Consider the following 13,892-nt stretch of genomic DNA (forward strand, 5'->3'; position numbering starts at 1 on the left):
CTTACTTACGACCTTTGCCGCGTGGAGCCTTTTTAGGCTTGTCCGCAGGTTGTTGTTGTTCAGCTTCCATCACTGCAGCCATACCACCGAGAATTTCACCTTTGAAGATCCACACTTTTACGCCGATAACGCCGTAAGTTGTGTTGGCTTCAGCCGTGTTATAGTCGATGTCCGCACGAAGAGTATGAAGAGGCACACGGCCTTCACGATACCATTCTGAGCGAGCAATCTCTGCACCACCTAAACGACCGCTAACTTCAACTTTGATGCCTTTAGCACCTAAACGCATAGCGTTTTGTACGGCACGTTTCATGGCACGACGGAACATGACACGACGTTCAAGTTGAGAAGCGATGCTATCTGCAACTAATTTTGCATCTAGCTCTGGTTTTTTCACTTCAGCGATGTTGATTTGTGCTGGAACGCCTGCGATTTTAGACACTGCGTTACGGAGTTTTTCAACATCTTCGCCTTTCTTACCGATTACGATACCTGGGCGTGCTGTGTGGATTGTTACACGGATACTCTTGGCTGGACGCTCAATTGTAATGCGTGAAACAGATGCGTTTGCTAATTCTTTGTTTAAGAATTGACGCACTTTGAAATCGCCTTCTAGGTTGTCGGCGAAGTCTTGTGTATTCGCGAACCAAGTAGAGCTCCAAGGTTTAACAATACCTAGGCGAATACCATGTGGATGAACTTTCTGACCCATTGCTATTCCTCTACTGATTAACGATCTGATACAACCACAGTGATGTGGCTAGTACGTTTTAAAATACGATCTGCACGACCTTTAGCACGTGGCATTACACGTTTCATGCTTGGACCTTCATCAACGAAGATCTTAGCAACTTTAAGGTCATCGATATCTGCACCGTCATTGTGCTCTGCATTCGCAATAGCTGACTCTAATACTTTCTTCACTAAAGCGGCTGCTTTTTTGTTAGTGTAAGTTAAGATTTCTAATGCGGCTGCAACTTTTTTACCACGAATTAAATCGGCAACTAAGCGAGCTTTTTGGGCAGAAGTGCGAGCGTAACGATGTTTTGCAATAGTTTCCATCTTTTACCTCTTATTTCTTAGCTTTCTTATCTGCCGCGTGACCGCGGTATGTACGAGTCGGGGCAAATTCACCTAATTTATGACCGATCATTTCATCAGATACATAAACAGGAACGTGCTGACGACCATTATGGACTGCGATGGTCAAACCAATCATTGATGGAATGATCATTGAACGACGGGACCAAGTTTTAATTGGTTTCTTATCCCCGCTTTCCACCGCCTTCTCTACCTTCTTCAACAAGTGTAGGTCAAGGAAAGGACCTTTCTTGAGAGAACGTGGCATGGCTTATCCTCTTTAATTAATTAAATTATTTGCCACGACGACGTACGATGAATTTATCAGTACGTTTGTTGTGACGAGTTTTCTTACCTTTGGTTTGAACGCCCCAAGGTGTTACTGGGTGTTTACCAAAGTTACGGCCTTCACCACCACCGTGTGGGTGGTCTACTGGGTTCATTGCAGTACCACGAACTGTTGGGCGAACGCCTCTCCAGCGGTTAGCACCTGCTTTACCTAGTACGCGAAGCATATGTTCTGAGTTACCAACTTCACCGATGGTCGCACAGCACTCTGCTAACACTTTACGCATTTCGCCTGAACGAAGACGTAAGGTTACATAGTTACCTTCACGAGCGATGATTTGCACGTATGCACCCGCAGAACGAGCGATTTGACCGCCTTTACCCGGTTTTAATTCTACGTTGTGAACGGTAGAACCCACTGGGATATTACGCATTGGGAGTGAGTTACCCACTTTAATTGGTGCAGTTGCACCAGCTTGGATTTGGTCACCAGCAGACAAGCCTTTTGGAGCCAAAATGTAACGACGCTCACCATCTTTATAAAGCACAAGTGCAATGTTTGCAGAACGGTTTGGATCGTATTCTAAACGCTCAACTACCGCAGGGATATCTAACTTGTTACGTTTGAAATCGATTAAACGATAGTGTTGTTTGTGACCGCCACCGATGTGACGAGTTGTAATACGACCTAAGTTGTTACGACCACCAGTCTTAGATTTAGTATCTAATAACGCAGCGAAAGGTTTACCCTTATGAAGTTCGTTGTTAACAACTTTAACTACGTGACGACGACCAGCGGAGGTCGGCTTACATTTAACGATAGCCATTTTCTATTTTCTCCTCCGTATTACTCTGCTGCACCAGCGAAGTCAAGTTCTTGACCTTCAGCTAATGTAACATACGCTTTTTTCCAGTCACTACGACGACCTGATTTAGCACCGTGACGTTTGGTTTTACCCTTAACTACCACAGTACGCACAGAATCCACTTTCACTTCAAAAAGTTGCTCAACTGCGTTAGCAATTTCAACTTTGTTAGCATCTAATGCTACTTTGAAAACGATAGTGTTGCCTTTTTCAGCATTGTTTGTCGCTTTTTCAGAGATATGTGGTGCCTTAAGCACTTTTAGCAAACGTTCTTGTTGAATCATGCTAACATCTCCTCAATTTGCTTAACAGCATCAACAGTAACAACCACTTTATCGAAAGCGATGAGGCTTACTGGATCGATACCTTGAACATCACGCACATCAACTTTGTATAAGTTGCGAGCTGCTAAGAAGAGGTTTTCATCTAAGCTTGCAGTGATGATAAGAGCATCAGTTAATGCCATATCTTTTAATTTTTGTACTAATACTTTCGTTTTTGGTGCGTCGATTTCAAATTTCTCAACCACCACTAAACGATCTTGACGAACAAGTTCAGAAAGAATGCTCTTGATTGCACCACGGTACATTTTCTTGTTCACTTTTTGGCTGTGATCTTGTGGTTTAGCAGCGAATGTTACACCACCAGAACGCCAGATTGGTGACTTGATATCACCTGAACGAGCACGACCTGTTCCTTTTTGACGCCAAGGTTTTTTACCTGAACCAGACACTTCAGCACGAGTTTTTTGTGCACGAGAACCTTGACGAGCGCCTGCTGCATAAGCAACAACAACTTGGTGAACGAGGGCTTCGTTGAACTCACGTCCGAAGGTAGTTTCAGAAACAGTCAATGCACTTTGTGCATCTTTAGTTACTAATTCCATCTCTATCTCCTAGACTTATGCTTTAACTGCTGGCTTAACGATAACATTACCATTGATAGCACCAGGTACAGCACCTTTTACTAATAGTAATTTACGTTCAGCATCAACACGAACAACTTCAAGTGATTGAACGGTTACACGCTCAGCACCCAAGTGTCCTGCCATTTTTTTACCTTTAAACACACGGCCTGGCGTTTGGTTTTGACCAATAGAACCAAGCACACGGTGTGATAAAGAGTTACCGTGAGTAGCGTCTTGAGTACGGAAGTTCCAGCGTTTAACACCGCCTTGGAAACCTTTACCTTTAGAAGTACCTGTAACGTCTACTTTTTTAACATCTGCGAAGATGTCAACATTAATTTCTTGACCTAAAGTGAACTCTTGAGTTTCACCTTCTGTACGAAATTCCCATAAACCGCGACCAGCTTCAACACCTGCTTTCACGAAATGGCCTGCTTCTGGCTTCGTTACACGGCTGGCTTTTTTAGCACCAGTGGTAACTTGAATTGCAGAATAGCCATCGTTTTCAAGGGTTTTAACTTGAGTAACACGGTTGGCTTCGATTTCGATAACAGTAACTGGTACTGAAACGCCGTCTTCATTGAAGACGCGAGTCATACCAACTTTACGACCGACTAAACCAATCATTGTAATAACCTCTTAAATATCCCAATTAACCTAGACTAATCTGAACATCAACGCCAGCAGCTAGATCTAAACGCATTAATGCATCAACAGTTTTTTCTGTTGGTTCAACAATATCAACTAAACGTTTGTGAGTACGGATTTCATATTGATCACGCGCGTCTTTATTAACGTGTGGAGAAATCAATACCGTGAAACGTTCTTTACGAGTTGGTAAAGGAATTGGACCACGAACTTGTGCACCAGTACGTTTAGCTGTTTCTACGATCTCCGCTGTAGATTGATCAATCAAACGATGATCAAAGGCTTTCAAGCGGATACGGATTCTTTGGTTCTGCATTAGACCAGAGCTCCAATTTATTTAGCTAATAAAAAAACCGAACTACCAAACTTAAACCAGAAAGTTTAAGGGAGCGCGATTAACCTGTTATAGAGTTCCAAGATTAGGAACATTGTTACCCCTTATCCAATTGATAAGGGCGTTTGGTAAATGATTACACCAAACGGCTACACTTACGGCTTACGCCATAAGCGAAAGCGGGTGGATTATAGGCGATTTTTGCAAATGAAGCAAATAAAATTTGGGCTATTTACAAAAGAATTGCAAATAAACCATTGCCTGTAGCTGTAACGTAAAGCCTGAGGCCATCAATGGGATTCATTAAAAGCTATTATAAAATGTAAAAGAGCTGTTTTCTGTTACTCAGACAAATGCTGAATCCCCCTCGCGACTCGGCAAATTTTTAACAAATTTAGCATACGAAAACAGTAAATTTGATGCGCCCTAGTCAAATATACTAAAAATCTTTCTTACGCCACTGCTCACGGCATCAACTGTACTACTCGCGACATCGCTAACAACGTCAACAGCACCACTCGCCACATCACCAACAACTTCCACTGTACTAGAAATTGCATCGCTAGCAACACTAACAGCACCACTCACAACACCACTCGCAATACACGTTGTAATATCCACAATATCGCTGGCAACATTTGCTGTGACATTCGCAGCATTAACAACCGTATCCAACGTTCCACTAATAACATCTCCAGCGGTATCCACTAGTTTATCTGAATTCGTTGCCATAACAGCCAAACCTAAGCCAATCAAAAGCGGAGCAGTTACTGGATTAGACGCTAATGGAACAGTTGAGACAATAATCCCTGAACTACTTAAACCACCTGTAATCACTGCACCACCTGTGGCATAAGTAGCATACGTTTTATAAGCTTGATATGTTGCTGCGGCAGTAGTAGCAGTGCTAACAACTTGATAGCTTACATTTATCCCTTGAATACACCAAAGCACAAAAGCATCACAATTATTTAAAACCAAATCGTAAAGATCTTCGCCTAAACGACTTTCTGCTCGTACCACACTTTCTTCAGCGTTATAAACCCTTACTGGGTGGTTTATTACGCCAAATTCTTGCCCATTAGCAAATTTTTCAAGTGTTGTGACTTCAACTGGACCTCGGTTAAAACCATCTGCAAAACCTGAATAATGAATAACTTGACCATTACCAATATAAATCCCGTGGTGGGTATACCCTGTTCTTATGGTATAAAGATGATCACCTCTGCTAAATGCCATAATAAGCTCCATTGTGGTTGATAAAAAACACCTAGATTGTACAAAAAAAAAACAAATGATCTGCAAGTTTTTTCATCAATAAAAAGAAGTTTTTGATCATTTCCTATTTAAATGCAGATAAACAGTAAGCGGGTCAAAATGTCTGAATTTTTTGTCCTGCTTGTATTGGCCTAGAGTTTTGGGGAGTTAGCTTTTTGGAGTAGTTTGGCAGCAAGTCTGGCGATACTTTCTTCCTCATAGATTTCTAAGCCTCTGGCACCAGCGAGGTTAATAAATTAGGAATTGCCATCACAAGCGGTCAATCCCTCCTACTTTTTTGCAAATTCCCCGCAAGATTAGACCGCTTGCCCTTTCCTTGCTAAAATTGCCCCGTTAATTCAAACCCGAGGTTTCTGTGCAATTTCTATCCATCTTCCGCATTGTGGGCATTTTGATTATGAGCTTTTCGGTCATTATGCTGGTGCCGGCCTGTGTTGCCCTGATTTATGGCGATGGGGGCGGTCGCTCCTTTGTGGAGGCCTTTCTCTTTGAATGCCTCTTTGGGGCTATGCTCTGGTGGCTCTGTCGGGACAAGAAGCAGGAACTCCGCTCCCGTGAGGCCTTTTTGCTGGTGGTGGCCTTCTGGTTCGTCTTGGGCATGATGGGGGCCGTGCCTTTTATCCTGCTGGAAAATCCCGATCTCAACATTGCTGAATCCATCTTTGAATCCTTCTCGGCCCTGACCACCACGGGGGCCACGGTCATTGTCGGTCTGGATCACCTGCCCAAGGCCATTCTCTTCTATCGCCAGTTCCTCCAATGGTTTGGCGGAATGGGGATCATCGTTTTAGCCGTGGCCCTTATGCCCCTTTTAGGTGTGGGCCGGATGCAGCTCTACCGGGCCGAAATGCCTGGCCCACTCAAGGAGCAAAAAACCCACCCCCGGGTGTCGGAAATGGCCAAGGCCCTCTGGCTCATTTATTTCTCCCTAACCCTCCTCTGTGCCGTGGCCTACTGGCTAGCAGGAATGAGCCCCTTTGATGCTATCTCGCATAGCTTCTCAACCATCTCCATCGGGGGCTTTTCCACCCACGACAGCAGTATGGGCTACTTCAACAGCCCCACCATCAACTATATTGCAAGTTTTTTCCTGATTTTGTCCGCTTGTAACTTCTCCCTCCACTATGCCTTTGTGGCTCAGTTCCGGGAAAAGCAGGCCCTCAAGCAGCGAGCCGACATTGGCCGTTTCTACTGGCGGGACTTTGAATTTCGCTTCTTTATCTTGGTGCAGGTTGTCCTGCTGGCTATTTGCTTTGCGGTGCTCATGCTCTACAACTACTTCGACAGCCCGCAGGCCGCATTTTCCCAGGCCCTCTTGCAGTCGGTGTCGCTGTCCACCACGGCCGGCTTTACCTCCAACGATTTCAGCCTCTGGCCCTCTCTCCTGCCCACCCTTTTGGTGCTGGCCTCCTTTATTGGGGGCTGTGCCGGCTCAACAGGCGGCGGCCTCAAGGCGGTGCGGGTCCTTCTGCTCTATTTGCAAAGCCGGCGGGAAATCCAACGCTTTATCCACCCCAACATCATCCAACCCATCAAACTAGGTAAGAGTGTCCTGCCCGACCGCATTGTGGAGGGGATTTGGGCCTTTCTCTCGGCCTACTTCTTCGTACTGATACTCTGTTGGCTGGCAGTGATTGCCTGTGGCATGAACTCTTTTGACGGGCTCAATGCAGTCATTGCCTCCATCAATAATCTGGGCCCAGCCCTGGGCAGTGTGAGCAGCAACTTCACCCATGTGCCCGATTCGGCCAAGCTGGTGCTGACCTTTGCCATGATGTGCGGCCGTTTGGAGGTCTTTACGCTTTTAGTGATCTTAAGCCCGAGTTTTTGGCGCCACTAGCCCTTGATGTTTATCAAAAATCCACCTAAAAACTGGTTTAACCTCTTACTTTCTACACAAAAACCATACATTTTTGATACAAAAAGTGTATATTATTCCTTACAATTAGTTTGTTTATTTTTATTTAGGGCATGTCCTCACCCAACTTTCTTACTTAACTTAAGGAGTGATAATAATGAAAAAAACGACACTATTGACACTTTCTGCCACTGCACTTTTAGCGGCAAATGTGGTGCAGGCTGATACACGTTTAGCCCAACTGGAAGCTGAAGCCCTGCAAAAGGCTCAACAGGTTGCCGCAGCCGAAGCCGAATATCAAAAGGCCCTTAATGCCGTGCGGATGGAAAAGGTCAAAAGCTCTGGCACCGTTTCAACACCTGTTGTCGCAGCACCTGCACCACAGGGCAAGGGTTATACTATGCCTGATGGCAAGGTAGTTTATGTGAATAGCCAGGCCTCTCAACCTGTCTTTACCCAGGCACCAAGCACTCCTGTGGTGGCACAAGCTGCTCCAACCATTCAAGCTTCAGTCGGTTATGATCGGGGTTCACAAGGTGAAAAAACCATTGCCCTTTGCCGCAATGGCACGCAAGAGCAAGTCACTGAAGGCGTTCAACCTTGCCGCACTAGCGGGGTGGCCACCTTACAAGTGACCAAACACTATCACGCTGACTAAGCAAAAAGGCGGGGCCTGAGCCTCGCCTTTCTTTTTGCAAATTTTTGGCTAAATTAGCCCGCTTGTAGATAGGCCCGCAAGCCAGCAAGTGCCTGTTCAGTATCCCTCACACCTAAATCATACATGGCCTGCACTCGGCTCCAATCCTTTTCAATACGGCTAATCGGCAACATTTGAGAGGGGCGAATCACGAAAATTTCCTGCTTGGCCTGTAAATCTATAATCTGCTCAAGACTGCGATTGTAATGTTGGTGGCGTTGCAGCAGGGCCTCAAGCAGATGGGGATATTGGCGATAAAAGAGCTTAAAGAGGAAGGGGTTGGCAGGCGATTTGCGGTAGTCCAAGGGTTGGGTTAAGACTACAATTATCTTATCAAAACCCAAGTCCAAGGCCTTTTGCAGGGGAATGCTGTCGGCAATGCCGCCGTCTAGGTAGCGTTTGCCCTCAATTTCCACCATTTTAGACACCAGCGGCATGGCGGAGGTGGCCCGCAGGACTTCCATTTGGGCAAAAGGATCGGTCAGTTTGACATACTCTGCCTGGCCAGTTTCTACATTGGTGAGGGTGGCATAAAAGTCGGTCTGGGCCTGTTTGAAGGCTTGGTTATCAAAGGGGTCGAGGCTAAAGGGCAGCTCATAAAAGGCGAAATCCTTATTGACCACATTGCCCGTGGTCAGCAAACTTTTCCAGCCCATATAGCGAGGATCATTCAAATAGGCCTTGTTGTAACGCAACACCCGGCCTGGCTGCTGTGAGGGCAAATTAACCCCAAAGAGTACGCCCGCTGAGACGGCCACAATGCCGTCCACTTGAATGCTCTCCTGCATGAAAACGTCCAAGACACCCGCAGTAAAGATGGCCCGCATCCCACCGCCCTCAAGCACTAAACCGACTTTCATTTGTTTCCTTATCTAGTGTAGGATGCGGTTTACCGCACCGATAACGCACAAGGGTTGAATGGTGCGATAAATCGCACCCTACAAGCGGCTGAATATTTGCAAATTCTTGCAATTTTTCAACCGCTTGCAGATTACTGTTGTTGATTAATCCTGGCCGCCACTTGCTCGGCTAATTTAACCAGTTCTTCCTCTTTTGGATCTGGGCCATACTTATTGGCAAAGCGTTGGCCGTCTTTAAAGAGCAAGATCAAACCAAAAACAAAATAGACAAAGGCCAGGAGCAAGTTGGCGGCAAGGTAAGCAAAAGGCAGGCCTGAATGAATATTATCCAACTCTTCTGGGCTGCCTGCCAAGGCAAAGCCAAACAAGAGGATAAAGGGCGCAAGAATAAGCAGGAGCAACCACCAGCCAGACCAGCCCAAATCGTGCATACGGCGTACCGTCACGCTGATAGAGGGCAGGATCATCACCAGCTGATAAAGGATATAAATCAGATAAATCCCCATCACCAACAGGCCTGTGCCGACCAAGGCTGCGTCAGAAGAATAGGCCGCAGCCCCAAGGGCTGAAAGGCCACCAACTAACAACAAGCACAGCATAAAGAGTAGGCTAATCAAAAAATTCCCCAATAAAAACCAGCCATATTCGGCCCGTCTGGCACGGCTGCGAAAATTAAAGCTATTTTTAAAGGCCTGCAAAAACCATTTCATCCTCTCTCCTTGGGTTAAGTGTAAAAATTCCTCAACATTATCCACCATTTTAGGTTGTCGGAAAAGCCAAGATAGGGGAAAATAGCCCGTTTTTAATTAGAGAAAGAAAGATTATGTCCTACCCACAAGAAGTCAATAAACGTCGTACCTTTGCGATTATCTCCCACCCCGATGCGGGTAAAACCACCATTACCGAAAAGGTGCTTCTTTACGGAAACGCCATTCAAACCGCAGGATCAGTCAAGGGCAAGGGCTCGGCCGCCCACGCCAAGTCCGACTGGATGGAAATGGAAAAACAACGGGGTATCTCCATTACCACCTCGGTGATGCAGTTCCCTTATAACGATTGCCTGGTAAACCTACTAGACACCCCAGGCCACGAGGACTTCTCGGAAGATACCTACCGCACGCTGACCGCTGTGGACAGCTGCCTGATGGTGATTGACTCGGCCAAGGGGGTTGAGGAACGTACCATCAAATTGATGGAGGTTACTCGTCTGCGGGACACACCCATTCTTACCTTTATGAACAAGTTAGACCGGGATATTCGGGATCCGATGGAGCTGTTGGACGAGGTGGAAAGCGTGCTCAAAATCCGCTGTGCCCCTATTACCTGGCCTATCGGCTGTGGCAAGCTCTTTAAGGGGGTTTACCACATCGCCAAGGATGAAACCTACCTCTACCAAACCGGCCAGGGCCATACCATTCAAGAAGTCCGCACCATCAAGGGCCTAGACAACCCTGAGCTGGATCAGGCCGTGGGCGATGATTTGGCCAACCAACTGCGGGAAGAGCTAGAGCTTGTCCAAGGGGCCAGCAACGAGTTTGAGCACGAGGCCTTTATCAAGGGCGAATTGACCCCCGTTTTCTTCGGGACAGCCTTGGGTAACTTCGGGGTCGATCACTTCCTAGATGGCCTGACCGAATGGGCACCTAAACCCCAAGCCCGTGAGGCCGATGCCCGCACGGTGGAGAGTTTAGAGGAAAAATTCTCTGGCTTCGTCTTTAAGATCCAGGCCAATATGGATCCGAAACACCGAGACCGTGTGGCCTTTATGCGGGTGGTTTCGGGCAAGTATGAAAAGGGGATGAAGCTCAAGCACGTCCGTATTGGCAAGGATGTGGTGATTTCCGATGCCCTGACCTTTATGGCTGGCGACCGTACCCACGCTGAAGAGGCCTATGCCGGCGATATTATCGGCTTGCACAACCACGGCACTATTCAGATTGGCGACACCTTCACCCAGGGCGAAAACCTCAAGTTCACCGGTATTCCAAACTTTGCCCCTGAACTCTTCCGCCGCATTCGGCTCAAAGATCCGCTCAAGCAGAAGCAGCTCCTCAAGGGCCTGGTGCAACTGTCTGAAGAAGGGGCTGTGCAGGTATTCCGCCCTCTGATGAATAACGATCTTATCGTGGGCGCTGTCGGTGTCCTCCAGTTTGATGTCGTGGTCTCCCGCCTCAAAACCGAGTACAACGTAGAAGCCATTTACGAAAACGTAAACGTGGCTACCGCCCGCTGGGTGGAATGTTCAGATGTGAAAAAATTCGAGGAATTTAAACGCAAGAATGAGCAGAACTTAGCCCTAGATGGCGGTGATAACCTCACCTATATCGCCCCGACCATGGTGAATTTGAATTTGGCTCAGGAGCGTTATCCTGATGTGGCCTTCTTTAAAACACGGGAGCACTAGAGCTTACAAGCGGGTTGAAATTTGCAGGATTTTGCAAATTTTGGCCCGCTTGTATTTTGTGATCTTGATCGAGAAACTTAAAAGGCTAGTTTGCCAAATCAGACAAACTTCTTATACTTAAAATATTTATGGCTAAATAGAGGTTAAAATGGACGAGATTAAGTTATTCGAGCAACAGCAAATTCGCTCAATTTGGGATGAACAAAAACAGGAATGGTTCTTTAGCATTATTGATATTGTTTCTGTACTCACTCAGAGTGCAAATCCCAGTAACTATTGGAAAGTCTTAAAAAGCCGCCTAATAAAAGAGGGAAATCAGTCGGTTACAAATTGTAACCAACTGAAAATGAAATCTTTTAAAGACGGCAAATATTATAAGACCGATGTAGCCAATATGCGGGATATCTTCCGAATCATTCAATCTATTCCCTCTCCTAAGGCAGAGCCATTTAAGCTGTGGCTAGCCCAAGTTGGGCAAGATAGGATAGATGAAATCATTGATCCCGAACTAACCATCGATCGTGCTTTAGAAACCTATATATCTAAGGGTTATACCAAAGAGTGGATTAATCAACGCTTACAGGCTATTCAGGTGCGAAAAGAGTTGACTGATGCTTGGCAAGCTCATGGCGTAAAAGGCAATGAATATGCAATTTTAACTAATGAGATCACAAAAGCTTGGGCAGGCATAAATACTCATGAATATAAAAAACTCAAAGGACTTACAAAAGAAAATTTACGAGATAATATGTCTACTTTGGAACTGGTATTAAATATGCTTGCCGAAGCCACAACAACCGAGCTTACTCACATTGAAAAACCACAGGGGTTTGATGAAAATCGCAACATCGCTAAAAGAGGTGGAAATGTAGCGGGTAAGGCACGACAAAATATTCAAGCAGAATCTGGCCGTTCGGTGATTAGCTCACAAAATGCAACCCACTTTATTCAAGTCATTGCAGAAACAGCTAATATCACTAACAAAAAATAACACTATTATGAGTAAAACATTAACATGAGCGAACAAATTTACGGTATTCACGCAGTGGAAGCCTTTTTGAATAATGCGCCTGAGCGTTTAATTGAAGTCTATGTCCTTAAGGGGCGGGAGGATAAACGCTTGTTGCCGCTCCTAAAACAGTTGCAGCAATACGGAATTACCATCCAGCAGCTTAACCGCTCGGCCTTGGACAACAAGGCTCAAGGTGAGGTACACCAAGGCATTATTGCTCGGATTAAGCCGACAAAAGAGCTGAATGAACACGATCTTGATGCCATCTTGCAGGAAAAAACCAATCCCCTTCTCTTGGTGCTGGATGGGGTAACTGACCCCCATAATCTCGGGGCCTGTTTACGCACAGCCGATGCGGCAGGTGTGGCCGCCGTAATTGTGCCTAAGGATAAGTCTGCCCAACTGACCCCAACAGCCCGCAAGGTGGCTTGTGGAGCAGCGGAAGTGGTGCCACTAATTAGAGTGACCAATCTGGCCCGTACCCTGCGGGACTTGCAGGAACAGAATGTTTGGGTGGTTGGCACCGCAGGCGAGGCGACAGAAACCCTTTATCAGGCCAAACTGACTGGGGCCATTGCCTTGGTAATGGGGGCAGAGGGCGAGGGTATGCGGCGCCTGACTCGTGAGCATTGTGATCAGCTTATCAGCATTCCTATGGCAGGCTCGGTGTCTTCTTTGAATGTATCGGTCGCCACAGGCGTCTGCCTGTTTGAAATTGTCCGCCAGCGGTCTGCCTAGGCTTGCAAAAAATCTAACCAAACAAACCGCTTGTTGGAACTTTGCGGGGCCTCTCCAGTCTTAAATCTGCCTTTTGGCAAATTATTATTTCGGAGAGCAATATGAAAAACTTAACTAAAGTTATCGCAACCATGGCCCTTGCGGCTTCTATTACTGCCTGTGGCAATATGGACCGCCAGCAGCGCAATACCGCTATTGGTGCCGCCATTGGTGGTGTCGCAGGCCATGTTATTGGTGAAAGCACAGGCGCAACCCTAGGTGGTGCTGCCCTGGGTGGCGTGATTGGTAGCCAAGTGAAATAAGTGAAATGCCCTCAACCAGAGGGCATTTTTTATGCCCATTTCTTGCCCTTGGGCTGGACAAACTCCATGCCCCTGTCCTTGTAGCCTATCCCTTCCAAATTCAATAAATAACGTTTGGCCGGTAGACCACCACCAAAGCCTGTTAGGGCCTCACTTTTACCCAAGACCCGATGGCAGGGCACTAAGATGGAAATAGGATTCCGCCCTACCGCACCGCCTACTGCCCGCATGGCCTTGGGCTTGCCCAGTTGGTTGGCTATCTCGCCATAGCTGGTGGTTTGGCCATAGGGAATTTCCCGCAGTTTCTGCCAAACGGCCTGTTGAAAGGCCGTGCCTTTGGGCTTGAGAAAATCGAGCTGGGCAAAGTCCAACTTTCCTCCGGCAAAATAGGCTGCCAGAATGTCTTGGGTTTTGCAAAAAATGGCCTGAATTGGCCCGCTTGCTTGGTCGGAAGGCTGCATCTGCTCCAAAGACTGGGCTAACTGTTCCTGCTCAAACTCAATGCCAATTAAAGCTTGGTCTTGGGCAATAAGTAGTAGGCGGCCTACTGGCGAATCGTAGTAATGGTAAAAAACAGGGCTGATCATAGGCTTTATAGAAAAAGAAAGAAAAAAGAAAGG

At 46.5% G+C, this 13,892-nt stretch carries 18 protein-coding genes; 6 read left to right on the forward strand and 12 right to left on the reverse strand.

All coding sequences use genetic code 11. The features are described from left to right. Position 1: 1 nt before the first annotated feature. The 9 genes from A4G20_00760 to A4G20_00800 all read right to left on the reverse strand — a co-directional run bounded on the left by A4G20_00760 (position 2) and on the right by A4G20_00800 (position 5,362). Positions 2 to 712 (reverse strand): 30S ribosomal protein S3, encoded by a 711-nt coding sequence (locus A4G20_00760; protein QIW15000.1) that lies wholly within the window; start codon positions 710 to 712, stop codon positions 2 to 4. Between the two features lie 17 nt (positions 713 to 729). Next, positions 730 to 1,062, reverse strand: coding sequence for a 50S ribosomal protein L22 (locus A4G20_00765; GenBank protein QIW15001.1), 333 nt, complete (start codon positions 1,060 to 1,062; stop codon positions 730 to 732). 10 nt (positions 1,063 to 1,072) lie between these two features. Beyond that, positions 1,073 to 1,348, reverse strand: a complete 276-nt coding sequence (locus A4G20_00770) for a 30S ribosomal protein S19 (GenBank protein QIW15002.1) — start codon at positions 1,346 to 1,348, stop codon at positions 1,073 to 1,075. Between the two features lie 25 nt (positions 1,349 to 1,373). Continuing rightward, positions 1,374 to 2,195 (reverse strand): 50S ribosomal protein L2, encoded by an 822-nt coding sequence (locus A4G20_00775; protein ID QIW15003.1) that lies wholly within the window; start codon positions 2,193 to 2,195, stop codon positions 1,374 to 1,376. Between the two features lie 20 nt (positions 2,196 to 2,215). Continuing rightward, a complete protein-coding gene (locus A4G20_00780; GenBank protein ID QIW15004.1) occupies positions 2,216 to 2,518 on the reverse strand; it encodes a 50S ribosomal protein L23 in 303 nt (100 codons plus the stop codon). Beyond that, a complete protein-coding gene (locus A4G20_00785) occupies positions 2,515 to 3,120 on the reverse strand; it encodes a 50S ribosomal protein L4 (GenBank protein QIW15005.1) in 606 nt (201 codons plus the stop codon). The genes A4G20_00780 and A4G20_00785 overlap by 4 nt, the downstream gene beginning before the upstream one ends. 15 nt (positions 3,121 to 3,135) lie before the next feature. Then, positions 3,136 to 3,768 (reverse strand): 50S ribosomal protein L3, encoded by a 633-nt coding sequence (locus tag A4G20_00790; protein QIW15006.1) that lies wholly within the window; start codon positions 3,766 to 3,768, stop codon positions 3,136 to 3,138. A 25-nt stretch (positions 3,769 to 3,793) separates the two neighbouring features. Beyond that, positions 3,794 to 4,105, reverse strand: a complete 312-nt coding sequence (locus A4G20_00795) for a 30S ribosomal protein S10 (GenBank protein ID QIW15007.1) — start codon at positions 4,103 to 4,105, stop codon at positions 3,794 to 3,796. 444 nt (positions 4,106 to 4,549) lie between these two features. Then, positions 4,550 to 5,362, reverse strand: coding sequence for a hypothetical protein (locus A4G20_00800; protein ID QIW15008.1), 813 nt, complete (start codon positions 5,360 to 5,362; stop codon positions 4,550 to 4,552). A gap of 394 nt (positions 5,363 to 5,756) precedes the next feature. Here A4G20_00800 and A4G20_00805 point away from each other — a divergent pair, with 394 nt between their 5' ends. Further along, positions 5,757 to 7,241 (forward strand): potassium transporter, encoded by a 1,485-nt coding sequence (locus A4G20_00805; GenBank protein ID QIW15009.1) that lies wholly within the window; start codon positions 5,757 to 5,759, stop codon positions 7,239 to 7,241. Between the two features lie 175 nt (positions 7,242 to 7,416). Beyond that, the gene (locus A4G20_00810) at positions 7,417 to 7,917 is read left to right on the forward strand and encodes a hypothetical protein (protein ID QIW15010.1); all 501 of its coding nucleotides are present in this window, start codon (positions 7,417 to 7,419) and stop codon (positions 7,915 to 7,917) included. Positions 7,918 to 7,970: 53 nt separating this feature from the next. Here A4G20_00810 and A4G20_00815 read toward each other — a convergent pair whose 3' ends face one another. Further along, positions 7,971 to 8,816, reverse strand: a complete 846-nt coding sequence (locus A4G20_00815) for a patatin family protein (protein ID QIW15011.1) — start codon at positions 8,814 to 8,816, stop codon at positions 7,971 to 7,973. A 131-nt stretch (positions 8,817 to 8,947) separates the two neighbouring features. Further along, complete coding sequence (locus tag A4G20_00820) at positions 8,948 to 9,526, reverse strand: hypothetical protein (protein QIW15012.1); 579 nt, start codon at positions 9,524 to 9,526, stop codon at positions 8,948 to 8,950. 113 nt (positions 9,527 to 9,639) lie between these two features. On the opposite strand from A4G20_00820, the gene A4G20_00825 reads away from it, so the two are divergent. The 4 genes from A4G20_00825 to A4G20_00840 all read left to right on the forward strand — a co-directional run bounded on the left by A4G20_00825 (position 9,640) and on the right by A4G20_00840 (position 13,272). After that, the gene (locus tag A4G20_00825) at positions 9,640 to 11,220 is read left to right on the forward strand and encodes a peptide chain release factor 3 (protein ID QIW15013.1); all 1,581 of its coding nucleotides are present in this window, start codon (positions 9,640 to 9,642) and stop codon (positions 11,218 to 11,220) included. A 148-nt stretch (positions 11,221 to 11,368) separates the two neighbouring features. Continuing rightward, positions 11,369 to 12,211, forward strand: coding sequence for a phage antirepressor protein (locus A4G20_00830; protein QIW15014.1), 843 nt, complete (start codon positions 11,369 to 11,371; stop codon positions 12,209 to 12,211). A 24-nt stretch (positions 12,212 to 12,235) separates the two neighbouring features. Further along, complete coding sequence (locus tag A4G20_00835; protein QIW15015.1) at positions 12,236 to 12,970, forward strand: 23S rRNA (guanosine(2251)-2'-O)-methyltransferase RlmB; 735 nt, start codon at positions 12,236 to 12,238, stop codon at positions 12,968 to 12,970. A gap of 101 nt (positions 12,971 to 13,071) precedes the next feature. Beyond that, positions 13,072 to 13,272, forward strand: coding sequence for a hypothetical protein (locus A4G20_00840; protein ID QIW16816.1), 201 nt, complete (start codon positions 13,072 to 13,074; stop codon positions 13,270 to 13,272). Positions 13,273 to 13,301: 29 nt separating this feature from the next. Here the strand turns inward: A4G20_00840 and A4G20_00845 are convergent, their stop codons facing one another. Continuing rightward, on the reverse strand, positions 13,302 to 13,859 hold the full coding sequence (locus A4G20_00845; protein QIW15016.1) for a cysteine methyltransferase: 558 nt from the start codon (positions 13,857 to 13,859) through the stop codon (positions 13,302 to 13,304). Positions 13,860 to 13,892 lie beyond the last annotated feature (33 nt).

Source organism: Pasteurellaceae bacterium RH1A (assembly GCA_012221805.1).
Taxonomy (GTDB): Bacteria; Pseudomonadota; Gammaproteobacteria; order Enterobacterales; family Pasteurellaceae; genus RH1A.